Below are 24,286 nucleotides of genomic sequence, written 5' to 3' on the forward strand. Positions count from 1 at the left end.
AACATATTGATCAATGGAAATTTTCTGGAAACGGGCACGGGCCTTGCTATTTCAGGGGGTGTGGATGCCACCACGACCCGGAACCCGGCCGGCGCCTTCATCGGCCGAACCTCACGCGTCGACGGCATGCAGCGGGGAAGCCCCCGGACCTTCCACATGAGCACAAACACAAGAGCACAACCGCAGACAGGAGAGACGCCATGCGCAACGCAACCTCACGGATCCTCACCGGCACCCTGGCCGGCACCCTGATGATCGCCGCCGGCGGCGCCCAGGCCGACCGCTCCGAATGGCCGGAGAGCTTCACCGTGGGCACCGCCAGCCAGGGCGGCACCTACTTCGTGTACGGCTCCGGCTGGGCCAACCTGATCGCCGACGAGCTCGGCGTCTCCGGCGGGGGCGAGGTCACCGGCGGCCCGACCCAGAACCTGGCCCTGGTGCACGGCGGTGACGTGGCCTTCGGCCTGGCCACCATGGGCCCGGCCTCCGACGCCGTCTCCGGCAAGAGCCCCCTCGCCCCGGGCGTGGCCATGGACAACGTCTGTGCCCTCTTCCCGATGTACGAGACCCCGTTCTCCATCACCGCCCTGTCCGGCAGCGGCATCACCTCGATCTCCGACATCCCCGATGGCGCGCGGGTCGGCTTCGGCCCGGCGGCCTCCACCTCCGACACCTACTTCCCGGCCATCCTGGAGGAGCTGGGTGTGGACTTCGATCGTCGCAACGGGGGCTGGTCCGACCTGGGCGGCCAGCTGCAGGACGGCCTGATCGACGTCATCGCCTTCGCCGCCGGCATCCCGATCCCGGCCGTCAGCCAGCTCGAGGTGCAGACCGACGTGAACATCATCGAGTTCACCGAGGAGGAGCAGGCCACGGTGCTCGAGAACTTCCCGGTCTCCGAGTTCCAGATCCCGGCCAGCACCTACGAGACCCTCGAGGAGGATGCGCGGGCCGTCTCCATGTGGAACTTCTCCATCGCCGGCTGTGACCTGCCGGAAGACTTCGTCTACGAGGTCACCAAGCTGACCATGGAGAACAACGACCGCATGCGCGACGTCCACCGCAGCGCCGCCACCTCCATTCCGGAGAACATCAAGTACAACACCGTGCTGCCGTTCCACCCGGGTGCCGTGCGCTGGTACGAGGAAAACGGCTACGAGATCCCGGACGCCCAGCAGCTGTAATCCGTTGACCTGACCGTCGGCCCCGCACCGCGCCTCGAGAGGGCGGTGCGGGGCCGCTTCCCAGCTCCTCCGTCATGCCTTCAAGGGTGTCTCCCATGTCCCATACCCCCGATCCTCGCCCGGAAGACGACACGGTCGAGGCCGTCGTCGCCGAGGGCGTCGACGACGCCGCGGTGGAGTCCAATCGCCGACTCTATACCGGCTGGCAGTGGCTGCTGTTCGGCGCCCTGGCCATCGCCTACTCCGCTTTCCACCTGGTCTCGCTGAACGTCTATCCGCTGGAGACCTGGTCGTTTCGCATCGTGCACATCGCCGGTGCCCTGATTCTCGGCTATGGCCTCTATGCCGGCACCCGCTTCGCCGACGAGGACCATCGCCGCTCCGCCACCTGGCTCGCCTGGGTGAGCTATGCCCTGCTGATCCCGGCCGTCTACGCCCTGGTGCGAGTGGTGATGATGTACCAGGCGATGAGCGGCGGCGCCATGCGCATCGCCCCGGAGATCGAGGCCTGGCATTACGGCTACCCGCTGATACTGGCCACCGTGGCCGGCATCCTGCTCTCCTGGAGCTATCGCCAGGTCCGCCAGCGTCTGTCGCCGGCCGACCTGGTGCTGATGGTCTGCTCCCTGGCCGTGGCGGGCTACCTGCTGGTGATGTTCAACAGCCCGCTGCGCGCCGCCACCGGCACCTCGTTCGCGCCCATGGGCATCTCCTACGCCGCCATCGCCGGCTCGCTGCTGATCCTCGAGCTGACCCGCCGCGTCGCCGGCCTGGCGCTGGTGGTGATCTCCGCCATCTTCCTGGTCTACGTCTTCGCCGGCCCCTACCTGCCGGGCTTCCTCGGCTACCCCGGGCTCTCGGTGGGACGCTTCTTCAGCCAGGTCTATACCGACGCCGGCATCCTCGGGCCGACCACCGCGGTCTCCTCGACCTACATCATCCTGTTCATCATCTTCGCCGCCTTCCTGCAGGCCTCGAAGGTGGGGGACTACTTCGTCAACTTCGCCTTCGCCGCCGCCGGCCGGGCCCGGGGCGGCCCCGCCAAGGTCTCGATCTTCGCCTCGGGCCTGATGGGCATGATCAACGGCACCAGCGCCGGCAACGTGGTCTCCACCGGCTCGCTGACCATCCCGCTGATGAAGAAGGTCGGCTACCCGGCCCGGAGCGCCGGGGCCATCGAGGCCGCCGCCTCCACCGGCGGGCAGATCATGCCGCCGATCATGGGCGCCGGCGCCTTCATCATGGCCGAGATCACCGGCATCCCCTACACCGAGATCGCCGTGGCGGCGCTGATCCCCGCCATCCTCTACTTCGCCTCGATCTACTTCATGGTGGACTTCGAGGCAGCCCGCAAGGGCATGCGCGGCATGCGCAAGGAGGAGATCCCGCTGTTCTCGAAGCTGGTCAAGCAGGTCTACCTCTTCGCGCCGATCATCATCCTCATCGCCGCGCTCTTCATGGGCTACTCGGTGATCCGCGCCGGCACCCTGGCCACCGCCTCCGCGGCCATCGTGAGCTGGCTCTCGCCCCACAAGATGGGCATCCCCGCCATCCTCCGGGCGCTGCAGCTGGCCGGCACCATGGCGATCCAGATCATCGCCGTCTGCGCCTGCGCCGGCCTGATCGTCGGCGTGATCTCGCTGACCGGCGTCGGCGCCCGCTTCTCCTCGCTGCTGCTGGGCCTGGCCGGCGTCAGCCAGCTGCTGGCGCTGATCTTCGCCATGCTCATCTCGATCCTGCTGGGCATGGGCATGCCGACCACCGCCGCCTATGCGGTGGCGGCGTCGGTGGTCGCCCCGGGCCTGATCAACATAGGCATCCAGCCGCTGGTGGCGCACTTCTTCGTGTTCTACTTCGCGGTGGTCTCGGCGATCACCCCGCCGGTGGCGCTGGCCTCCTATGCGGCGGCGGGCATCTCCGGCGACAACGCCATGGGCACCTCGGTGGCCTCGTTCAAGATCGGCCTGGCGGCCTTCATCGTGCCCTTCATGTTCTTCTACAGCCCGGCCATGCTGATGGAGGGCAGCGCGATGCAGATCCTGCGCGTGGGCGTGACCGCCACCCTGGGCATCGTGATGCTGGCGGCCACCGTGCAGGCGTGGTTCTTCGGGCCGGTCAAGGCCTGGCAACGACTGGTGATGCTGATCGGCGCCGTCTGCATGATCTACGGCGGCATCTACTCGGACATCGCGGGGCTGGTCATCGGCGCCCTGATGTTCGTGATGCAGCGCGGCCGCCCCGGGGGCGAGGGAAAGCCAGTGACCTCCGGCTGATCCTCCACCCTGTCACGGACCATGAAGGAAGCACCATGCAAAGGGCCCCGCCACTGGCGGGGCCCTTTTCGTGCCGACCCGAGAGAAGGGGGCTCAGCCGGTGATGTTGTCGAGGATGCGCAGGCAGGGAGCGGACTGGTTGAGCGTGTAGAAGTGCAGCCCCGGGGCGCCGCCGTCCAGCAGGCGCTGGCAGAGGCGCGAGATCACCTCCTCGCCGAAGGCGGCGATCGCCTCGCTGTCGTCGCCGTAGGCCTCGAGCTGCTTGCGGATCCAGCGCGGGATCTCCGCCCCGCAGGCATCCGAGAAGCGCGCCAGCTTGGTGTAGTTGGTGATCGGCATGATGCCCGGCACGATGGGCGCCTCGACGCCCAGGGCGCGGGCCCGCTCGACGAAGTGGAAGTAGGCCTCGGCGCTGAAGAAGTACTGGGTGATGGCGATGTCGGCGCCGGCCTTCATCTTGCGGGCGAAGTTCTCCAGGTCGCGCTCGAAGTTCGGCGCCTGGGGGTGGGACTCCGGGTAGGCGGCCACGGCGATCTCGAAATGGTTGCCGGTCTCCTCGCGGATGAACTCGACCAGTTCGTTGGCGTAGCGCAGCTGGCCGACGCCGCCCCCGCCCATGCCGGAGGGCAGGTCGCCGCGCAGGGCCACCAGGCTGTCGATGCCGTCCTCCCGGTAGCGGGAGAGCAGCTCGCGCAGCTCGCCCTTGTCGCTGCCGATGCAGGAGAGGTGAGGGGCGGTGGTGACGCCCGACTCACGCACCATCCGCACGGTGTTCAGGGTGCGGTCCTGGGTGGAGCCCCCGGCGCCGTAGGTGACCGAGAAGAAGCGCGGGGAGCGGCTGGCCAGGGCGTCGCGGACGCCGACCAGCTTCTCGCGCCCGGCGTCGGTATTGGGCGGAAAGAACTCGAAGCTGATCCCCAGCGGATGTTCCTGCGTGCTCATCGGCCTGCCTCATGAAATCGGTGCATATTGCCGCTATTCTGACGCCTGGCCGCGCCAAGAACCAATGAAAGATGCGCGATGCTGCATCGATCCTGCTCATGCAGCGCCGCACCGTCCGCCCCCAAGCCAAGGAAGGACATGACGTCGATCGACCCGGGCACCCTGATGGGCCCCCTCTGGACCCTGCTCGCCTACATCGGCCTGGGCTGGCTGGCCGCGCGCCGCCTGGCGGTGGACCCGCGTCCCGTCGCCACCCTGCTGATCTACCTGGTCGCGCCGATCACCTTCTTTCGCGCCCTGGTGCTGGGAGGCCCCACGCCCAGCTACCTGCTGCTCACCGGTGCACTGTTCACCGTTGCCAGCCTGATCGCCCTGGTCATCCACCGGCTGGCCCGGCGGGGCTTCGCGCCCCAGGAGGCCGCCCTGCTGGCCTTCTCCGCCGGCACCGGCAATTCCGGCTACTTCGGCCTGCCGGTGGCCCTGGTGCTGCTGCCGCCGGAGGGCGTGACGCTCTATCTCTTCTGCGCGCTGGGCGTGACCCTCTACGAGTTCACGGTGGGCTTCTACCTGAGCGCCCGGGGGCAGTTCTCGGTACGCCAGAGCCTGGCCAGGATCGCCCGGCTGCCGCTGGTCTACGCCTTCCTGGCGGCCCTGCTGGTGAGCGGGGTGGACATCGCGCCGCCGGAGGCGGTGATGGAAGGGCTGGCGGTCTTTCCGGCCACCTATACCCTGCTGGGCATGATGATCATCGGCATGACCCTGGGACGGGTCAGCGTGAGGGAGGTGGACCTGCGCTTCATCGGCGCCTGCGTGGCGATCCGTTTCGGGTTCTGGCCGGTTCTGGCACTGGCCGGCGTGCTGGGCCTGCAGGCCCTCTACCCACTGCCCGATGAGCTGGCCCTGGCGCTGCTGCTGATCGGGGTGGTGCCGATGGCCGCCAACGTGGTGGTGGTGGCCATGGAACTCGGCATCGCCCCGGAGAAGGGGGCCCTGGCGGTGCTGATCACCACCCTGGCCACCCCGCTGCTGATCCCGCTCTTGCTGGGCGGCATGATGCGGATCGCCGGGCTATAGACAGACGCCGCCGGATTCGGCGGCGCGCCATGCCCCGCTCAGTACCGGTAGGCGTCGGGCTTGTAGGGCCCGTCGACGGCGACGCCGGTGTAGTCGGCCTGCTCCTCGGTCAGCCGGGTGACCACTCCGCCGAACCCCTCGACCATGTAGCGGGCCACCTCCTCGTCGAGCTGGCGCGGCAGCACCGACACGCCGAGGGCATCGCGCTGGTCGCCCTCTGGCAACTCGGCGAAGCGGCCCTCATAGAGGTGGATCTGCGCCAGCACCTGGTTGGCGAAGGAGCCGTCCATCACCCGGGAGGGGTGGCCGGTGGCGTTGCCCAGGTTCACCAGGCGCCCCTCGGAGAGCAGGATCAGGTAGTCGCGGCTGTCGGGGTCGAACTGGCCCGGCTTGCTGTCGCGATAGATCTGGTGCACCTGGGGCTTCACCTCCTCCCAGTGCCAGTGGCGACGCATGAAGGCGGTGTCGATCTCGCTGTCGAAGTGGCCGATGTTGCAGACCACGGCGCCGGGCTTCAGGGCCTGGAGCATGGCCGAATCGCAGGCGTGGATGTTGCCGGTGGCCGTCACCACCAGGTCGATGCGCGCGAGCAGGTCGTGGTCGATGCTCTCCGCCCCCCGGTTGACCCCCGCCCGGTAGGGGGAGACCACCTCGAAGCCGTCCATGCAGGCCTGCATGGCGCAGATCGGGTCGATCTCCACGATCCGCACGATCATGCCTTCCTGGCGCAGCGAGGCGGCCGAGCCCTTGCCCACGTCGCCGTAGCCCACCACCAGGGCCTGCTTGCCGGCCAGCAGGTGGTCGGTGGCGCGCTTGATGGCGTCGTTGAGCGAGTGGCGGCAGCCGTACTTGTTGTCGTTCTTGGACTTGGTGACGGCATCGTTGACGTTGATCGCCGGTACTCTCAGCAGGCCGTCGCGCAGCATCTCCTGCAGCCGGTGCACCCCGGTGGTGGTCTCCTCGGAGATGCCGTGGACGGCGTCGAGCAGTTCCGGGCGCTTCTCGTGGAGCAGGGCCGTCAGGTCGCCGCCGTCGTCGAGCACCAGGTTGGGCGTCCAGCCGTCGGGGCCCTCCACGGTCTGCTCGATGCACCACCAGAACTCCTCCTCCGTCTCGCCCTTCCAGGCGAACACCGGGATGCCCGCGGCGGCGATGGCGGCGGCGGCATGGTCCTGGGTGGAGAAGATGTTGCAGGATGACCAGCGCACCGTGGCCCCGAGGTCCACCAGGGTCTCGATCAGCACCGCGGTCTGGATGGTCATGTGGATGCAGCCCGCGATACGGGCGCCGGCCAGCGGCTGCTGGTCGCGGTACTTGTCGCGGATGGTCATCAGCGCCGGCATCTCGGTCTCGGCGATGCGGATCTCGCGACGTCCCCAGTCGGCCAGCGAGAGGTCGGCGACCTTGCTGTCGGCGTCGACGGGGGCGGATACGGCGGGGTGGTTCATGCGTCACCTCTTTCCCGGGGAAAAGCGTGACCCTCACTATAGGCGGGGAAGCCGACGGCCGACAATCAACGCGCGAAGCCCTCGATCCCCCGCGCGCCCAGCCGTGCCGCCAGGGCCTCGACCTCGGGATGGGCGAAGAAGGCCACCAGGTCGCCGGCGCGCGTAGGCCCGATGCCCGGCAGGGCCCCCCAACGCGGCGCTTCCCACCCGGCCAGCCGTGACCACGCCTCGTCACTCGTCTCGCCCAGGGCCTCGACGCCCGACGCCGCCCCAGGCGGCGCCCCCAGGGCCGCCAGCCAGTCGGCGAAGGGGCGGCGGCGCGCTAGCGCGAAGGTCTCCACCAGTCGGTCCGCGCGCGCCTGGCCGATGCCCGGGACCCGGCGAAGCTCGCCCGCCGGAAGGTCCATCCAGCCCAGCAGGTCCTCCACCCGCCGCGCCTCGACCAGCGCGGCCCAGGTGCCGGGCCCTACCCCGGGCAGGTCAAGCCCCTCGGGGCCGCCCAGCCAGGCGAGGCGCTCGATGAACTGCCCCTCGCACCCCGGCGTGGGCCGGAAGCAGCTCAGCGGGTGGTAGTCCTCCGCCAGGGGCACGGAGAGGTGCGGCCGCCGGGTGGCCCGCCACACCACGCCCTCCAGCCGGGGGATGGTCAGGCCGGCCAGGGCGATGGCCACCCGATCCCCGGGGCGGATGTCCTGCTCGCGCCAGTGCTCCAGCGAGCCGACGCTGACCCGACGGATCACCCGGCCATCCAGCACGACGGGCCTCAGGTGCAGCAGCGGGGTGATGCGGCCGGTGCGCCCGATGCGGAACTCGACGCCGCGCACCTCGGCCAGGGCCTCCCGGGGCGGATGCTTCCAGGCCGCGGCCCAATCCGGCGGCTCGGCCTGCCATTGCTCTCCCGACGGGCGACCTCCCTGTCGGAGCACCACGCCATCGGTGGCGAAGGGCAGCGGTCCGCGATACCACCGCTCCCGCCAGCGTCTGACCTCGTCCAGCGTCTCGACCCGATGGGTCAGCGCGACGGCCTCGGTGAAGCCCAGCCGTGCCAGCCCCTCGAGCCGCTGGCGCATGGCGGGCGGGCCGTCCGGCCAGTCCCAGACGAAGAACCCGATGCGCGTCGCCGCCTCGACGGTCAGCGTCTCCCGTGCCAGCAGCCCGGCCACCTCGCTGCGCGCCCCGGCACTGCCCGCCTCGGCCTGGACATGATCGTCCAGGCGCAGATGGAGCTCGCCCTGGAGCAGCGCATCCAGCCGACCCGGCAGCCGCGATGGCACGGCGGCCATGCGCCTCACCGCCGGCGTCCAGTCCTGGCCATGGCGGCCGTCGCCGCGGCTGATCGCCCGCACCAGCCAACCGTCCCGGTAGATCAGGGTCACCGCCACGCCGTCCACCTTGGGCTGCACCCACACCTCGTCTCGCCGCGCCAGCCAGCGGCGCACCGCGTCCTCATCCTCGAGCTTGGCAAGCCCCGTCTGGGCCACGGGATGAGGGACGGGGCCGGCGGGGGGCGAGCGGTCGTGCCCGTCCGCCTCGCCCCTGTCCGGAAGGCAGCGCTGCCAGGTCTCGAACTGCCGGCGTGCCTGGTCGTAGATGGCGTCGCTGACCGGAGACTCGCCGCGACGATAGTAGGCGTCGTCCCACTCGGCCAGCCGTCGGGCCAGGGCGACGACCTCGGACTCGGAGGGCACGTCGGCCCCGGCGGGACAGCTCGCGGCCCGGACCAGCGAGCTCCAGAGGAACGGAGCCAGGGTCAGGGACCCGATGATCGAGAGGGCCAGGAGTCCAACGGCCAGGGCTCGGGGTGTCATGGCAGCTCCCGCGGGTGAACTGCCTTGACCATAGCAACGGGCCCCGCCTGGCGCTGCCAGCGGGGCCCGTCATCGCCTGTAGGCGATCGCCTACAGGCCGGCGGCCTGGCGCAGGGCGGCGGCCCGGTCGGTCTTCTCCCAGGGGAAGGCCGTGAAGGTCTCGGTGTGCTCGTGGCCCTCGGTATCGGTCCAGCGGTAGCTCGCCTCGAAGGGCTCGCGACCGAAGTGGCCGTAGGCCGCGGTCAGCTGGTACATGGGGTGCAGCAGGTCGAGCATGCGGGTGATGGCGTTGGGCCGCAGGTCGAAGTGCTCGCGTACCAGCGCGATGATCCGGGCGTCATCCACCCGGCCGGTGCCGAAGGTGTTGACGGAGACCGAGGTGGGCTCGGCCACGCCGATGGCGTAGGAGACCTGGATCTCGCACTTGTCGGCGAGCCCCGCGGCGACCAGGTTCTTGGCGACATAGCGGCCGGCATAGGCGGCGCTGCGGTCGACCTTGGAGGGATCCTTGCCGGAGAAGGCGCCACCGCCGTGGCGGGCCATGCCGCCGTAGGTGTCGACGATGATCTTGCGCCCGGTCAGGCCGCAGTCGCCCACCGGGCCGCCGATCACGAACTTGCCGGTGGGGTTGATGTGGTACTGGGTGGTCGCGGTCAGCCACTCGGCGGGGATCACCTGCTCGATGATCTCGCGGCGGACCATCAGGCGCAGCTCCTCCTGGTCGATCTCCGGGTCATGCTGGGTGGAGAGCACCACCGCATCCACGGCGCAGGGCTTGCCGGCCTCGTCGTAGCGGAAGGTGAGCTGGCTCTTGGCGTCCGGGCGCAGCCAGGGCAGCAGGCCATGACGGCGGAGCTCGGCCTGGCGCTCCACCAGCCGGTGGGCATAGTGGATCGGCGCCGGCATGTAGGAGTCGGTCTCGTTGGTGGCGTAGCCGAACATCAGGCCCTGGTCGCCGGCTCCCTGGTCCTCGGGCTTGCGGCGGTCGACGCCCTGGGCGATGTCCACGCTCTGCTTGCCGATCAGGTTGAGCACGCCGCAGGTCTGGCCGTCGAAGCCCACGTCCGAGGAGGTATAGCCGATGCCGGTGATCACCTCGCGCACCAGGGTCTCGAGGTCGACCCAGGCCGAGGTGGTGATCTCGCCGGCCACGATGGCCACGCCTGTCTTGACCAGCGTCTCGCAGGCCACCCGGGCGTTCTTGTCCCGGGCGATGATGGCATCGAGCACCGCATCGGAGATCTGGTCGGCGATCTTGTCCGGATGCCCTTCGGACACGGACTCGGAGGTGAACAGGGAGTATTCGCTCATGGCGTCCTCGGCCCTCTTGATATCGGCAATAGGCAGTCGCGAAGTCTACACGCTGCGGCTCTCACGGGCATCCGCGATTTGAAGCAGGGCGGGAAGTCGGCGACAATGGCCGCCCGAATTCGACCGCGCCGCCCCGTCCCGCGGCGTCACCCAGCCAGAAGCCACGTCCGGCCACTCCCCCTGGCCCGACCGTGTCGTGTACACCATTCTGCCGCAGGCGAGGAGCTCCCATGCCGTCCCGTTTCGAACTGGCCAACGCCATACGTGCCCTGTCCATGGACGCCGTCCAGAAGGCCAACTCCGGCCATCCCGGCGCGCCCATGGGCATGGCCGACATCGCCGAGGTGCTGTGGAACGACTACCTCGTCCACAACCCGGCCGACCCGCACTGGCCCGACCGGGACCGCTTCGTGCTCTCCAACGGCCACGGCTCGATGCTGGTCTACTCCCTGCTGCACCTCACCGGCTACGACCTGGACCTCGAGCAGCTGCAGAACTTCCGCCAGCTGCACTCCAAGACCCCCGGCCACCCGGAGTACGGCTACACGCCGGGCATCGAGACCACCACCGGCCCGCTGGGCCAGGGCCTGGCCAACGCCGTGGGCATGGCCCTGGCCGAGCGCACCCTGGCGGCGCAGTTCAACCGTCCCGGCCATACCGTCGTCGATCACCACACCTGGTGTTTTGTCGGCGACGGCTGCCTGATGGAGGGGGTCTCCCACGAGGTCTGCTCGCTGGCCGGCACCCAGGGCCTGGGCAAGCTGATCACCTTCTATGACGACAACGGCATCTCCATCGACGGCGAGGTGGAAGGCTGGTTCACCGACGACACCGCCAAGCGCTTCGAGAGCTATGGCTGGCACGTGGTGCCCAACGTCGACGGCCACAAGCCCGAGGAGATCAAGGCCGCCATCGAGCTGGCGAAGAGCCACGACGACAGGCCCAGCCTGATCATCTGCAAGACCATCATCGGCTTCGGCGCCCCCAACAAGCAGGGCAAGGAGGAGTGCCACGGCGCGGCGCTGGGCGAGGAGGAAGTCGCCGCCGCCCGCAAGCAGCTTGACTGGCCCTACCCGCCCTTCCACGTGCCCGAGGAGATCTACCAGGGCTGGGACGCCACCGAGGCCGGCCAGGCCCGCCAGGACGCCTGGCAGGCGCGGTTCGACCGCTACGCCGAGGCCTTCCCCGAGGAGGCCAGGGAGTTGCAGCGCCGTCTCAAGGGCGAGCTGCCGCTGGAGCTGACCGGCGAGGCGATGGTCGAGGAGGCCCAGGCGAAGGGCGAGAGCGTCGCCAGCCGCAAGGCGTCCCTGGCCTGCCTCAACGAGCTCGGCCCCCAGCTGCCGGAGCTGCTCGGCGGCAGTGCCGACCTGGCCCCCTCCAACCTGACCTTCTGGAAGGGCGCCCAGGCGATCAGCCCCGACGCGCCCGGCGGCAACTACCTGCACTACGGCGTGCGGGAGTTCGGCATGGCCGCCATCATGAACGGCATCGCCCTGCATGGCGGCTTCGTGCCCTACGGCGCGACCTTCCTGATCTTCTCGGAATACATGCGCAACGCCGTGCGCATGGCCGCGCTGATGAAGCAGCAGGCCATCCACGTGTTCACCCATGACTCCATCGGCCTGGGCGAGGACGGCCCGACCCACCAGCCGATCGAGCAGCTGACCGCCCTGCGCTCCACGCCCAACCTCGCCACATGGCGCCCCTGCGACGCCGTGGAGACCGCCGCGGCCTGGAATGCCGCCCTCAAGCGCCGCTCCGGCCCCACCGCCCTGGTCTTCTCCCGCCAGGGCCTGCCCCACCAGGCGCGCAGCAAGCAGCAGCTGGCCGACATCCAGCGCGGTGGTTATGTACTGAAAGAGAGCATCCTCAAGGACGAGGTGGTGACACCTGACCTTATCCTGATCGCCACCGGCTCCGAGGTCGGCCTGGCCATGGAGGCCGCCGCGGTGCTCGAGGAGCAGGGACGCGCGGTGCGCGTGGTCTCCATGCCCTCCACCGATGCCTTCGACCGCGAGGACGCCGCCTACCGCGAGGCCGTGCTGCCCGCCGGCGTCACCGCGCGTCTGGCCATCGAGGCCGGCCACCGCGACTTCTGGTACAAGTACGTGGGCCTGAACGGCGCCATCGTCGGCATGGCCAGCTTCGGCGAGTCCGCCCCGGCCGGCGACCTGTTCAAGCACTTCGGCTTCACCGTGGACCACGTGGTCGAGCAGGCCACGGCCCTGCTGGACTGATCCTGCCCGGCAGGCGACGCCCAGAACGCAGCGGGCCCGGCAGATGCCGGGCCCGCTGTCGTTGGGGAGGTTGGCCGTCTCAGGCGAGGGCCACCTCCGGGGACAGGTAGACGTCCTGGATGGCGTTGAGCAGCTCGACGCCCTCGGCCATGGGCTTCTGGAACGCCTTGCGCCCGGAGATCAGCCCCATGCCGCCGGCCCGCTTGTTGATCACCGCCGTGCGCACCGCCTCGCCGAGGTCGGTGGCGCCCTTGGCGCCGCCGCCGGAGTTGATCAGGCCGGCGCGACCCAGGTAGCAGTTGGCCACCTGGTAGCGCGCCAGGTCGATGGGGTGGTCCGAGGTTAGGTCGCTGTAGACCTTGTCGTGGGTATGGCCGAAGCCGATCTCGCGGTAGCCGGCGTTGGTCTCGGGCAGCTTCTGCTTGACGATGTCGGCCTTGAGCGTGGCCGCCATGTGATTGGCCTGGCCGGTGAGGTCGGCGGCCACGTGGTAGTCGGTGCCCTCGTGCTTGAAGGCCGGGTTGCGCAGGTAGGCCCAGAGCACGGTGACCATGCCCAGCTCATGGGCGCGCTCGAAGGCCTCGCTGATCTCCGTGATCTGGCGACGGCTCTCGTGGGAGCCGAAGTAGATGGTCGCCCCCACGGCCACGCAGCCCATCTCGAAGGCCTGCTCGACCTGGGCGAACAGCGTCTGGTCGAAGATCGCCGGGTAGCTCAGCGTCTCGTTGTGGTTGAGCTTGAGGATCATGGGGATCCGGTGGGCATAGCGGCGCGCCACCGAGGCGAGCCCGCCGAGGGTCGAGGCCACGGCGTTGCAGCCGCCCTCGATGGCCAGCTCGACGATGTTGGCCGGGTCGAAGTAGCGGGGGTTGGGCGCGAAGGAGGCCCCCGCCGAGTGCTCGATGCCCTGGTCCACCGGCAGGATGCTCAGATAACCGGTGCCACCCAGACGGCCATGGTCGAACATCGTCTGCATGTTGCGCAGCACGTGGGGACGGCGGTCGCTCTGGGCCATCACCCGGTCGACGAAATCCGGGCCCGGGGAATGGATCGTCTCGGCGGGCACGCCGCGGCAGACGTGGCCCAGCAGGCTGTCGGCCTCGCTGCCCAGCAGCTTGGTGATGTCGTTCATGTCGTGTTCCTCTCCTTGGTAACGGTGAATACGCTCTTCCCAGCGTAGCGGAAGACCCTACCGAGCGGACGCCGCGCATGCAAACGGGCGCGCCCGTCCCGGGGGACAGGCGCTCCCGGGTCAGCGCCCGCTCAGGCCGCCTTGAGCTCGGGCCCTCCCGGCTCACCCATGCCCGTCGCGCGAGGACTCCCCAGCCGGCATGGCGAGGCGTCCCTCGACGGCTGGCCTTCCTGCCCCTCGGAGGGGCCCCTCCCCCTCACCGGCCCGTCGGTGGCCTGGCGCCTGGTGGGGGCCCGGAGCAGACGATCAAGGCCCGGATGCGCTAGAATCGCCGATTCTGTTTCCCGGCACCGGAGTCCCCCACACCATCATGGCCCTTCGCATCGCCATCAACGGTTACGGCCGCATCGGCCAGTGCGTGCTGCGCGCCCTGGTCGAGCAGGAGGCAGCCCGCCACGGCGAGCCGGCGGTGGAGATCGTGGCGATCAACGAGCTCTCGGACCTCGCCACCATCGCCTACCTGACCCGCTACGACACTACCCACGGTCGCTTCCCCGGCAGCGTCGAGGTCCAGGGCGACCGGCTGGTGGTCAACGGCCGGGCGATCCGGGTGCTCTGCGAGCCCGACCCCTCAAGGCTGCCCTGGGGCGAGCTCGGCATCGACCTGGTGCTCGAGTGCTCCGGCAGCTTCAAGGACCGCGCCACCGCCCAGCGGCACCTCGATTCCGGCGCCGGGCGGCTGCTGTTCTCCCAGCCCGCCGAGAGCGACGTGGACGCCACTATCGTCACCGGCATCAACGACGGCGACCTGACGGCCGCGTGCCGCATCGTCTCCGCGGCCTCCTGCACCACGAACTGCCTGATACCGGTGCTCACCGTGCTGGACGAGGCGCTTCAGATCGAGCACGGCGTCACCACCACCATCCACTCGGCCATGAACGACCAGCCGGTGATCGACGCCTACCAACAGACCGACCTGCGCCTGACCCGCTCGGCGATGCACTCCATCGTGCCGGTGGACACGGGCCTGGCCCTCGGCATCAACCGCCTGATGCCCCACCTGGCCGGACGCTTCGAGTGCCTGCACGTGCGGGTGCCGACCATCAACGTCTCGACCATGGACCTGTCGATCTGCGTGCGCCGCGACACCACGGTGGACGAGGTCAACGCCCTGCTGCGCGAGGCGAGCCGCGGGCGGCTCTCGGGGCTGCTCGGCTACACCGAGGAGCCGGTGGCCTCGGTCGACTTCAACCACGATCCGCGCTCCGGTATCGTGGACGCCACCCAGACCCGGGTGGCCGGCGGCCACCTGGTCAAGCTGCTGTGCTGGTTCGACAACGAGTGGGGCTTTGCCAGCCGCATGCTCGACGTCACCCGGCGGCTGGCCCGCCTTCCCCCGGCCCCGACCGGCGCCCCCGACAGATGACATCCCTTCGGCTTTCCCAGACGAGGAACCTGCTTCCATGAACGTGCGCAAGATGACCGACCTCGACCTCAGCGGCCAGCGAGTGCTGATCCGTGAGGACCTGAACGTACCCGTCAAGCACGGCAAGGTCACCAGCGATGCCCGCCTGCGGGCCAGCCTCCCGACCATCCAGGCCGCCCTGGCGGCCGGCGCCCGGGTGATGCTGATGAGCCACCTGGGTCGCCCCACCGAGGGCGAACCGGCCCAGGAGTTCTCGCTGGCCCCGGTGGCCGAGCACCTGGGAGAGCTGCTGGGGCGTCCGGTGCGCCTGGTCACGGCCTACCTGGACGGCGAGGTCGAGGTGGCCGACGGCGAGGTGGTGCTGCTCGAGAACGTGCGCTTCAACGCCGGCGAGAAGAAGGACGACGAGGCCCTCGCGAAACGCTACGCCGCCCTGTGCGACGTCTACGTGATGGATGCCTTCGGCACGGCCCACCGCGCCCAGGCCTCCACCCACGGCGTGGCGCGCTTCGCCCCCACCGCCTGCGCCGGCCCCCTGCTGGCCGCCGAGCTCGAGGCCCTGGAGAAGGCGCTCGCCAACCCGAAGCGCCCGATGGCCGCGATCGTCGGGGGCTCCAAGGTCTCCACCAAGCTGGAGGTGCTCAACGCCCTCTCCGAGAAATGCGACCAACTGATCGTCGGCGGCGGCATCGCCAACACCTTCATCGCCGCGGCCGGCTACAACGTCGGCAAGTCGCTGCACGAGGCCGACCTGATCGACAAGGCGAAGGCGCTCATGGCGCGGGTAGAGATTCCGCTGCCCACCGACGTGGTGGTCGCCACCGAGTTCTCCGATTCCGCCGAGGCGGTGGTCAAGCCCGTCGACCAAGTGAGCGATGACGAGATGATCCTGGACATCGGCCCGGAGACCGCCGGGCGCCTGGGCGGCCTGCTCAAGGACGCCGGCACCATCCTGTGGAACGGCCCGGTGGGCGTGTTCGAGATCGACCAGTTCGGCAAGGGCACCGAGGCGCTGTCCCGGGCCATCGCCGAGAGCCACGGCTTCTCCATCGCCGGCGGCGGCGACACCCTCGCGGCCATCGACAAGTACGGCATCGAGGATCGGGTCTCCTACATCTCCACCGGCGGCGGCGCCTTCCTCGAGTACGTCGAGGGCAAGACCCTGCCCGCAGTGAAGGCCCTGGAAGACGCCGCCGCCCGCTGAGGCGCGCGCGCCGCCCCGAACCCGGGCATGCGTGGCCGTTGCGGCCGCGCCGTCATGCCCCCATCACAAGCCCCCTACAGAGAACAGGTGACCCCATGGCACTGATCAGCATGCGCCAGATGCTGGACCACGCCGCCGAGCATGGCTACGGCGTGCCGGCCTTCAACGTCAACAACCTCGAGCAGATGCGCGCCATCATGGAAGCCGCCGACGAGACCGACTCCCCGGTGATCGTCCAGGCCTCCGCCGGTGCCCGCAAGTACGCCGGCGCCCCCTTCCTGCGCCACCTCATCCTGGCCGCCGTCGAGGAGTTCCCGCACATCCCGGTGGTCATGCACCAGGACCACGGCACCAGCCCGGCCGTCTGCCAGCGCTCCATCCAGCTCGGCTTCTCCTCGGTGATGATGGACGGCTCGCTCGGCGAGGACGGCAAGACCCCGACCAGCTACGACTACAACGTCGACGTCACCCGGCGCACCGTGGAGATGGCCCATGCCTGCGGCGTCTCCGTCGAGGGCGAGCTAGGCTGCCTCGGCAGCCTGGAGACCGGCATGGCCGGCGAGGAAGACGGCGTGGGCGCCGAGGGCAAGCTCGACATGGAGCAGCTGCTCACCGACCCGGAAGAGGCCGCCGACTTCGTCAAGGCCACCGGCGTCGACGCCCTGGCCATCGCCATCGGCACCAGCCACGGCGCCTACAAGTTCACCCGCCCGCCCACCGGCGACACCCTCTCCATCCAGCGCATCAAGGAGATCCACGCGCGCATCCCGGAGACCCACCTGGTGATGCACGGCTCCTCCTCGGTGCCCCAGGAGTGGCTGGCGGTGATCAACGAGTTCGGCGGCGCCATCCCCGAGACCTACGGCGTGCCGGTCGAGGAGATCGTCGAGGGCATCCGGCACGGCGTGCGCAAGGTCAACATCGACACCGACCTGCGCCTGGCCTCCACCGGCGCCGTGCGGCGCTTCATGGCCGAGAACCCGGCCGAGTTCGACCCGCGCAAGTTCCTCAAGGCCAGCACCGCGGCCATGAAGGAGGTCTGCAAGGCCCGCTACGAGGCCTTCGGCACTGCCGGCAACGCCTCGAAGATCAAGCCGATCAACCTCGAGGAGATGTTCCTGCGCTACGAGCGCGGCGAGCTCGACCCGAAAGTGAGGTGATCACGGGGCTGGATCGATGCCTTGATCACCACCAGGATCAACAGGGGCGGCCGCGGGCCGCCCCTGTCGCTTGCGGCGCCGATGGCGCCCTCAGCGAAAGCTGCCGACCCGCACCAGCCCGGCGTCGTCCGGGCGGACCACGATGACCTCACCGGAGCCGACGCCACCGCCAACCAGGGCGGTGATGTTCACCTGGTGGGTGACCAGCACCAGGGTCCCCTCGCCGTTCCAGGCCTCGATCAGGGCGCGGGTCTCGGCGGTCTGGCGCTCGGCCGTCGAACGATCGCGGAAGAAGGAGTCCAGCGCCGGGGTGGGGATGACGTCGCCCAGACCGAGCAGCCGGGCGGTCTCGAGGCAGCGACACCAGCGGCTGCTGCGCACCTCGCCGACCTCGATGCCCCGTTCGCGAAACCGCTCGCCGAGCCGGCGTGCCTGCTCGCGCCCGGCGTCCGAAAGGTTGCGCTGGGTCGCACAGTCGCCGAGCACGAACTCCGCGGGATCACCGATGCCGGGGGCCAGGGCATGGCGGATAAGGGCGACGTGGCCGCCATCTGCCAGGGCCGCCCAGGCCGCGGCGTCATCGCTTGCCTCGGCCAACGCCTGGCCGCACCCCAGCATCAGCCAAAGGCCAACCCAGGCCAGTGCGGCGCGTCCATATCGTCTCATCACGTTCTCCCGATGCCCGCGAGTCGATCGACCCGCCACCTACCAATGTCCTGCTCCACCATGCACCTCCCCTGCCGTGACGTATGCCACCAAAGGAAGGGACACGCGTCGGCACCTCCGGCCCTAGCTAGATGCGACGCCGCCTGCGCCTGCCTTCAAGCCATGTGAATATGACCCCGCGCGGCGCATCGATGCCCGTGACGACATACCGGAGCGTATAGGGGTTATGGAGGGTCGCCTGGAGCATCGACTCCGACCAGGGGACCCCGCAGAAGAGGATCTCGTCGCCGTGGCGAAGCGGGAATTCCTCCTCCGGCAGCATGATCGATTCCCCTGCCCGGTGAACGGCGAGGGCCTCGCACGGCAGCCTGTCCGGGAACGAGCGCGCATCGCGGCACAGCGGCCCCAGGGCCAGGTCCTCCCCGGCCGCGAGGTAGTCGGTCACCGCCGGCGCCTCGCCGGGGACCAGCCTGATCGACCACAGGTGGGGAGGTGCCGCGCCCACGGCCGCCTGCAGGCGGGCCACCAGGGCCTGCGTGCGGGCCGGTTCGCGTTCCGCGAGCCAGTCGATCAGTTCCTGGACCAGGGGCGAGATCAAGAGCTTCAGGATCCGGCGCGCCGTGGTCAGGCTGTGCTGAAGGACCAGGTCGGCCCGCGCGGCATCGAAGGCGACCTGATTCACGTGACTGTTATGGCGCACGATGCGGAACGCCTGCGGATTGAGTTCCGTGACCGACAGCAGCGTGCTGAGGTTGTCGGCATCGCGATTCGTCGCGGCGATGACCCCGGCGGCGTCGTCGATCGACGCGGACAGCAGGGCCGAACGATCGGCGTGCGCCTGGACCATGACCGTCCCTTCCCAGGCCTCGCTGGCGTCGGCCTGTGGATCAATGATACGCACGCCGACGCCATGGGCCTGGAGGTAGCGATGGATCCAGTGCCCCATCCGTCCATACCCGCACAGGATCCAGTCGCCCCGCGGCACCTGCACCGGCACCCCGAGTTCGACGCCACGTGCCCCCACGATCCAGGCATTGAGGTTGTGAAGCTCCGGGCGTGCGATCGCCCGGGAGACGAGCTGGGCGAAGATCTCGAACGGATCGACGACCGTGACATTGTCCAGCGACCGCAGGTTGGCCTCATGGCGGGCCGAAGTCGAACGACAGATGACCGGGAGCCGCGGGTTGAGGTGGCGTGCCATCACCGCGATCTTGAGGTTGATGTCGTCATCGTTGGTCAGCGCGACCAGGGCCCGGCATGCCGGGTGTTTCACGCCCGCGTCCAGGAGATGCTTCGGCGCACTGGCGTCCGCGTGGAGTCCCGGCATCGCGACCGTATAATCGCGCACGCCCAGGGCCTTGATGCGTTCCGGGTCGGCATCGAGGATCACCGCGCGCATGCGGTGGTCGCTCAGGCCCCGGGCCAGCAGGCTGCCGGCATCGCCGAAGCCGCAGAGGATCACGAAGGGGTCCGCGTTGCGTCTGACCTTGCGGGCGAACCGGAAGCCATCCATGGCCCGGATGAAGTGGGGATTCTGGACCAGGTGAATCAGGGAGCCGATCGCATAGAACCACGCGATGACGCCGGTGTAGAGACAGAAGATCGTCCACAGGCGCTGCTCCTCGCTGAAGCCGTTCGGCAGTTCGCCGAACCCGGTCGTGGTCGCCGTGTAGGTGAAGAAGTAGAACGCGTGGAAGAGATTCATGCGGGTCGCCTCACCGTCGACGACCTGGCCCGGCATCAGGGCCATGCCCATGATGCCCACCGAATAGACGAACAGCAGCACGAACAGCGGCCGGCGCATGTAGCGCAGGACGATCATCGCCACACGGTCGAGATCGGAGGTCTGCGTCACGGGTTCACCCCTCCCTCAGCCTGTCCCGGATGGCGGCTGCCACGCCGGCCCCACCCGCGCGCCGGTCAACGCCGCGAGAGCAACGTATCGCCGACCAGGATCACCGTCGCGATGACATTCGCGACCAGCGCTCCCGTGGCGATCGAGACGATATCGGCCATGTCTCCGGGCCCCGGCCCTCCTCCGCCGACGGGGTCCGCGACGATCCAGACGACGCGTGCCGTGATCAGCAGGAGTCCGGCCACCAGCCCGGACGCCAGCAGCAGCGCCCCGGTCTGGGAGCGATCCCCCAGTTTCAGGCCGATGGCGACCAGGCTGACGATGATGGCGAACGTGAGGATCCAGACGTTGTGGTGGGCGGCCGTCTCGAGCCCCCCCGCCACGAACGCGGCGTTGAGGCTGAGGGTAAGGATGATGAAAAAGCCGAAGACGACGCGCTCGAGATTCATGAACCTGCTCCTGGCCGGGACGCGCCGTCAGTATAGGCACGCGCCCGCGGAGACCGCGAACGACACTGACATGATGGGCCGCGGCCGGCCGACGGCGGCGAGACGCCCTGACGCCGGCGGGCTCGCAACATTCAAGAACACTGTTCACAAAATGGGGAAACTGGGCTTTACTAGTGGGCAGGAATCCCTGACTTCTGTAACAATGAACTTATAACTTTCTGATTCATCGTGAGGCCCGGTGATGGCACGCCCCCTCTGCCTGCTCTTCGATTGTGACGGCACCCTGGTCGACAGCGAGCCACTGCTCGCCGACGAGATGTCCGCCAGCCTGACCGATGCCGGTCTGCCGTTCCAGGCGAGCGACTACATGGGGGAGTTCCGCGGGGCCCGCTTTCGCCACATCGTCGCCGAACTGGAGCACCGCCACGGCTGCGTGGATCCCGAGCGGCTCGACGCCCTCGAGTGCCGCATGCGCGCCAACCTCAACCGGCGCCTGGCCAGCGAGCTGATCGCGATCGACGGCGCCAGCGAGGCGCTGGCCGCCCTGGTCGGCCATCCCATGGGCGTGGTCTCCAACGGCCCGGAGAACAAGATCCGCACCTCACTGGAGGCCACCGGCCTCTCCGGCATCTTCGGCGACCACCTGTTCAGCGCCTACACGGCCAAGTGCTGGAAGCCCGACCCCTGCCTGTTCCACCATGCCGCCCGCCTGATGGGCTTCGCACCGGAGGAGTGCGTGGTCATCGATGACGCCATGGTCGGCGTCAAGGGCGCCCTGGCCGCCGGGATGACGGTGATCCACCTCAACCGCTTCCCCGACGTCGAGGAGACCCCTCCCGGGGCGATCATGATCAGCAACATGTTCCAGCTGCCCACGGTGATCGCCCACCTGGAAAGCGGCCGCGCCATGGTGGCCCACGCCTGATATCCCCCCGTCGCGCGACCGCCGATGGACCACGCCCCCGGATGCAGACCGCCGCCGGGATGGCTATCATCGCGACCACACCCCGACACGCGAGGAGGCCGACATGGCATCCCTGAAGGATCAGCTCGGCGGACTGGTCTATTCCACCGAACATGGCGATACCTGCCCGGACTGCCGCCGCCCCCTGGCCGAGTGCGACTGTGCCGAGCGGGCCGAACGGGAGCGGCTGGCCGAGCTCGACGGCACCGTGCGCATCCGCCGCGAGACCAGCGGCCGCAAGGGCAAGGGCGTCACCACCCTGGAGGGCATCCCGCTGCCCGCCGCCGAGCTCAAGACCCTGGCCAAGGCGCTCAAGAAGCGCTGCGGCACGGGGGGTGCCGTCAAGGACGGCATCGTCGAGATCCAGGGCGACCATCGCGAGCTGTTGAAGGGCGAACTGGAGGCGCGCGGCTTCCGGGTCAAGCTGGCCGGCGGCTGACTGTCGGGCCGGGGTCGGCGTCCAGCGCCTCGCACAGCGACACCAGGGCCTCGGCCGGGGCCGCCACCTTCAGGGCATAGAGGTCGTCGGCACGGGTCCGGCCCAGGTTCAGGCAGGCGATGGGCCGCCCCTCCTTGGCCGCGGCCCGGGCGAAGCGGAAACCGGAAAAGACCATCAGCGAAGAGCCCACCACCAGCAGGGCATCGCTCTCGCCCAGCAGGGCGAAGGCGTCCTCCACGGTGGCGCGGGGCACGCTGTCGCCGAAGAAGACCACATCGGGCTTGTAGATGCCGTCGCCGCAACGGGTGCAGCCCGGCACCCGGAAGCCGGAGAAATCGGCCTCGAGATCGGCGTCGCCGTCGGGCCCCGCCCGGGCGCCGACCTCCTGCCAGCGGGGATTGCGGTCGGCCAGCTCGGCATGCAGGTCATGACGCATGCGCCGTGCGCCGCAGCCCATGCAGCGCACCTGGTCGGCCCGCCCGTGCAGGTCGATCACCCGCCGGGAGCCGGCCTGCTGGTGGAGGCCGTCGACGTTCTGGGTGATCACGCCACTCACCTTCCCCAGGGCCTCGAGCCGGGCCAGGGCCCCATGGGCGGCATTGGGGCGCGCCTCCTGCAGGGCACGAAAGCCGACCAGCGCCCGCGCCCAGTAGCGCTGACGGGCCGCATGGCTGGCCATGAACACCTGGTGCTGCATCGGGGGCGGCCGCTTCCAGTCGCCACGGTCGTCCCGGTAGTCGGGAATGCCGCTGGCCGTGCTGATACCCGCCCCCGTGAGCACGGCCAGGCGCGGGTGCCGGTCGACGAAGGCCACCAGGGCCTCCAGGTCCTGTTCGTTCACCGCCACGCGGCTCTTTCTCACGCTGCCGTGTCTCACGCCCGTCTCCTCGCCGCCCATGGGTTTCCCCTCGCCGCCACGCCGAAAGAGCATGGCCCCCAGGGGGTGAGGTTGTCTAGAATGGGGCTTCCCCTTCAGGGCAAGGACACCCGATGGCCTGGCTGGAATACCTGCTCCCGCTGATCTTCCTGTTTCCGCTGGCGGCCACCGCCGTCATCGTGCTGGCCCTGCGCAACCTGCACGATGCCCGGGTGCACTCCCCCTTCGACGCCCACCCGCTGCGCGAGCCCGGCCAGGGCCTGCGCGACCGCCTCGACCGCGCCTTCGCCGGCCTGTTCCTGGACGGCGCCCTCGGCCCCATCGTCACCCTGGCACCGCTGGTCTACGGCATGGGCCGCATGCTCTTCGCCAGCGAGCAGGACTGGATCGAGTGGGCGCTCTACGGGGCGCTCTGCACCCTGCTGGCGCTGGTGTTCTGCTTCCTGCTGATCCGCGACTTCCAGCGCATCCGGCGGCTCAAGCTGGGCCTGGCCTGCGAACTCGCCGTGGGCCAGGAGCTCGAGCGGCTGATCCGCCCCGAGGAGCACCCCTACTACGTCTTCCACGACGTGCCGGCGGAGGGCTACACCATCGATCATGTGGCGGTCACCCCCCATGGCGTCTTCGTGATCGAGACCCGCGCCCGCACGCCGGCCATCACCCCTGGCGGCCAGGAGGACAACCTCGTGGCCGTGGAAGCCGAGCGACTGCGCTTCCCGGGCTGGAGCGAGCGGGCGCCGCTGTTCAAGACCCGCCAGGCCACCCACTGGCTGGCGACCTGGCTGGAGGGCCGGGTGGGAACGGCGGTGCCGGTCAAGGGGGTCCTGGCCCTGCCCGGATGGCGGATCGACGCAGGCCAGGCGCCGGACGACCTGCTGGTGGTCGGAGGCGGGGACCTGGCGAGCCGGCTCACCGGGACCTCGCTGGGCGAGATCGACACCGCCACCCATGACGCGGTGATCGTGGCCCTGCGCCATCGCGCCAGCCGCCAGGACCTGCCAGCGCCGTTAGCGCCCGCGACCTGAATCAGTCGAAGGTGGCGATGCGCACCCGGGTCGCGCAGCGGCCGCGGTCCTGGCGCACCAGGCTCTCGGCCGCCGGGAAGTCCGCCAGGCGTTCGGCCGAGATCCCGATCCGCACCTCGGTGAGCAGGCGCCGGCCCCGCCCGCGGCACTCCAGCCGCAGTGCCCGCCCGGTGTCCTCGCCGAAGGCCGCCTCGAAGGCATCGATCAGCGCGTTGCGCGACACCTCTCTCCCCTGCTGGAGCGTCACGAAGGCGCCGAAGGCACTCTCGTTGACCGCCTCGACCAGGGCCACCGCGGCCGCGACATACGCCTGCTCGGGCAACGCCAGGCAGGCGGCGTGCTTGGCATACTGGTAGCGATCCAGGCAGCTGGCACGCCCCGGCATGACGGCATCGAGGTGCCTGCCGAGCGCCGCGGAGAGCGCCAGGGGCGGATGGGCGCGGCAGAAGCTGCCCTCGGGGCGCGGCGTCTCCAGGAAACACCCCTTTTGCCACCAGCGGCGACGGTCGACGCCCCGGTCGGCGAAGCGCTCCGGCAGCGAGGGCCAGAGGCCGTGCAGCACGAAGCCCCGATCGGCCCCCTCGCGAAGGGCCGGCTCGCGGCACTCCCGGGGTGGGCGGGAGCGACTCTCGCAGAAGCCGGGGTGCCAGGTCAGCGCCAGGGTGTAGTGATCGACGCCCTCGGCCGACAGGCCCTCGAGCGGGCCGACTCCCTGCGCGTCCCACGCCTGCGTGAGCGGCGCTGGCGCCGCCGTGACGATGGCCAACAGCGCCATCGCCAGCCCCCGCCCTAGACGACGCCAGCTCACCATG

At 69.7% G+C, this 24,286-nt stretch carries 20 protein-coding genes; 10 read left to right on the plus strand and 10 right to left on the minus strand.

Annotation, left to right across the window (positions count from 1 at the left end):
- The first annotated feature begins 200 nt into the window (after positions 1 to 200).
- Positions 201 to 1,184 (plus strand): TAXI family TRAP transporter solute-binding subunit, encoded by a 984-nt coding sequence (locus BOX17_RS06450; protein WP_071942846.1) that lies wholly within the window; start codon positions 201 to 203, stop codon positions 1,182 to 1,184.
- 95 nt (positions 1,185 to 1,279) lie between these two features.
- A complete protein-coding gene (locus tag BOX17_RS06455; protein WP_071942848.1) occupies positions 1,280 to 3,457 on the plus strand; it encodes a TRAP transporter permease in 2,178 nt (725 codons plus the stop codon).
- A 93-nt stretch (positions 3,458 to 3,550) separates the two neighbouring features.
- Here the strand turns inward: BOX17_RS06455 and metF are convergent, their stop codons facing one another.
- Complete coding sequence (gene metF / locus BOX17_RS06460; protein WP_071942850.1) at positions 3,551 to 4,399, minus strand: methylenetetrahydrofolate reductase [NAD(P)H]; 849 nt, start codon at positions 4,397 to 4,399, stop codon at positions 3,551 to 3,553.
- 138 nt (positions 4,400 to 4,537) lie between these two features.
- On the opposite strand from metF, the gene BOX17_RS06465 reads away from it, so the two are divergent.
- Entirely contained in the window at positions 4,538 to 5,473 is a 936-nt protein-coding gene (locus BOX17_RS06465; protein ID WP_071942852.1) for an AEC family transporter, read from the plus strand.
- 38 nt (positions 5,474 to 5,511) lie between these two features.
- On the opposite strand, the gene ahcY is transcribed toward BOX17_RS06465, so the two are convergent.
- The 3 genes from ahcY to metK form a co-directional block, all read right to left on the minus strand.
- Positions 5,512 to 6,921: an adenosylhomocysteinase gene (gene ahcY / locus BOX17_RS06470; protein ID WP_071942854.1), complete on the minus strand. Its 1,410-nt coding sequence runs from the start codon at positions 6,919 to 6,921 to the stop codon at positions 5,512 to 5,514.
- Between the two features lie 65 nt (positions 6,922 to 6,986).
- The gene (ligB, locus tag BOX17_RS06475) at positions 6,987 to 8,729 is read right to left on the minus strand and encodes an NAD-dependent DNA ligase LigB (protein WP_083582091.1); all 1,743 of its coding nucleotides are present in this window, start codon (positions 8,727 to 8,729) and stop codon (positions 6,987 to 6,989) included.
- Positions 8,730 to 8,819: 90 nt separating this feature from the next.
- Complete coding sequence (gene metK, locus BOX17_RS06480) at positions 8,820 to 10,040, minus strand: methionine adenosyltransferase (protein WP_071942856.1); 1,221 nt, start codon at positions 10,038 to 10,040, stop codon at positions 8,820 to 8,822.
- Between the two features lie 230 nt (positions 10,041 to 10,270).
- Between metK and tkt the strand changes: the two genes are divergently transcribed.
- Positions 10,271 to 12,277, plus strand: coding sequence for a transketolase (gene tkt, locus BOX17_RS06485; protein ID WP_071942858.1), 2,007 nt, complete (start codon positions 10,271 to 10,273; stop codon positions 12,275 to 12,277).
- 79 nt (positions 12,278 to 12,356) lie between these two features.
- On the opposite strand, the gene BOX17_RS06490 is transcribed toward tkt, so the two are convergent.
- Positions 12,357 to 13,409 (minus strand): class I fructose-bisphosphate aldolase, encoded by a 1,053-nt coding sequence (locus tag BOX17_RS06490; protein WP_071942860.1) that lies wholly within the window; start codon positions 13,407 to 13,409, stop codon positions 12,357 to 12,359.
- Between the two features lie 370 nt (positions 13,410 to 13,779).
- On the opposite strand from BOX17_RS06490, the gene BOX17_RS06495 reads away from it, so the two are divergent.
- From BOX17_RS06495 to fba, 3 genes are all read left to right on the plus strand, one after another.
- Positions 13,780 to 14,835, plus strand: coding sequence for a type I glyceraldehyde-3-phosphate dehydrogenase (locus BOX17_RS06495; protein ID WP_071942862.1), 1,056 nt, complete (start codon positions 13,780 to 13,782; stop codon positions 14,833 to 14,835).
- 37 nt (positions 14,836 to 14,872) lie between these two features.
- The gene (locus BOX17_RS06500) at positions 14,873 to 16,039 is read left to right on the plus strand and encodes a phosphoglycerate kinase (RefSeq protein WP_071942864.1); all 1,167 of its coding nucleotides are present in this window, start codon (positions 14,873 to 14,875) and stop codon (positions 16,037 to 16,039) included.
- A 95-nt stretch (positions 16,040 to 16,134) separates the two neighbouring features.
- Positions 16,135 to 17,199, plus strand: a complete 1,065-nt coding sequence (gene fba, locus BOX17_RS06505) for a class II fructose-bisphosphate aldolase (RefSeq protein WP_071942866.1) — start codon at positions 16,135 to 16,137, stop codon at positions 17,197 to 17,199.
- 90 nt (positions 17,200 to 17,289) lie between these two features.
- On the opposite strand, the gene BOX17_RS06510 is transcribed toward fba, so the two are convergent.
- From BOX17_RS06510 to BOX17_RS06520, 3 genes are all read right to left on the minus strand, one after another.
- Complete coding sequence (locus BOX17_RS06510; protein ID WP_083582092.1) at positions 17,290 to 17,865, minus strand: histidine phosphatase family protein; 576 nt, start codon at positions 17,863 to 17,865, stop codon at positions 17,290 to 17,292.
- Between the two features lie 127 nt (positions 17,866 to 17,992).
- Complete coding sequence (locus BOX17_RS06515) at positions 17,993 to 19,687, minus strand: potassium channel family protein (RefSeq protein ID WP_071946699.1); 1,695 nt, start codon at positions 19,685 to 19,687, stop codon at positions 17,993 to 17,995.
- 98 nt (positions 19,688 to 19,785) lie between these two features.
- Entirely contained in the window at positions 19,786 to 20,169 is a 384-nt protein-coding gene (locus tag BOX17_RS06520) for a DUF6394 family protein (protein WP_071942870.1), read from the minus strand.
- A gap of 241 nt (positions 20,170 to 20,410) precedes the next feature.
- Between BOX17_RS06520 and BOX17_RS06530 the strand changes: the two genes are divergently transcribed.
- On the plus strand, positions 20,411 to 21,094 hold the full coding sequence (locus tag BOX17_RS06530) for an HAD family hydrolase (protein WP_071942874.1): 684 nt from the start codon (positions 20,411 to 20,413) through the stop codon (positions 21,092 to 21,094).
- Positions 21,095 to 21,197: 103 nt separating this feature from the next.
- On the plus strand, positions 21,198 to 21,572 hold the full coding sequence (locus tag BOX17_RS06535) for a translation initiation factor Sui1 (protein ID WP_071942876.1): 375 nt from the start codon (positions 21,198 to 21,200) through the stop codon (positions 21,570 to 21,572).
- Here BOX17_RS06535 and BOX17_RS06540 read toward each other — a convergent pair.
- A complete protein-coding gene (locus tag BOX17_RS06540) occupies positions 21,553 to 22,449 on the minus strand; it encodes an NAD-dependent protein deacetylase (protein ID WP_244272251.1) in 897 nt (298 codons plus the stop codon). The genes BOX17_RS06535 and BOX17_RS06540 overlap by 20 nt on opposite strands.
- Positions 22,450 to 22,562: 113 nt before the next feature.
- Here BOX17_RS06540 and BOX17_RS06545 point away from each other — a divergent pair, with 113 nt between their 5' ends.
- Positions 22,563 to 23,474 (plus strand): nuclease-related domain-containing protein, encoded by a 912-nt coding sequence (locus BOX17_RS06545; protein WP_071942878.1) that lies wholly within the window; start codon positions 22,563 to 22,565, stop codon positions 23,472 to 23,474.
- 1 nt (position 23,475) lies between these two features.
- Here BOX17_RS06545 and BOX17_RS06550 read toward each other — a convergent pair whose 3' ends face one another.
- Complete coding sequence (locus BOX17_RS06550) at positions 23,476 to 24,285, minus strand: ribonuclease T2 family protein (RefSeq protein WP_244272253.1); 810 nt, start codon at positions 24,283 to 24,285, stop codon at positions 23,476 to 23,478.
- Between the last annotated feature and the right edge of the window lies 1 nt (position 24,286).

Source organism: Halomonas aestuarii (genome assembly GCF_001886615.1).
In the GTDB taxonomy this organism is placed as follows: domain Bacteria; phylum Pseudomonadota; class Gammaproteobacteria; order Pseudomonadales; family Halomonadaceae; genus Halomonas; species Halomonas aestuarii.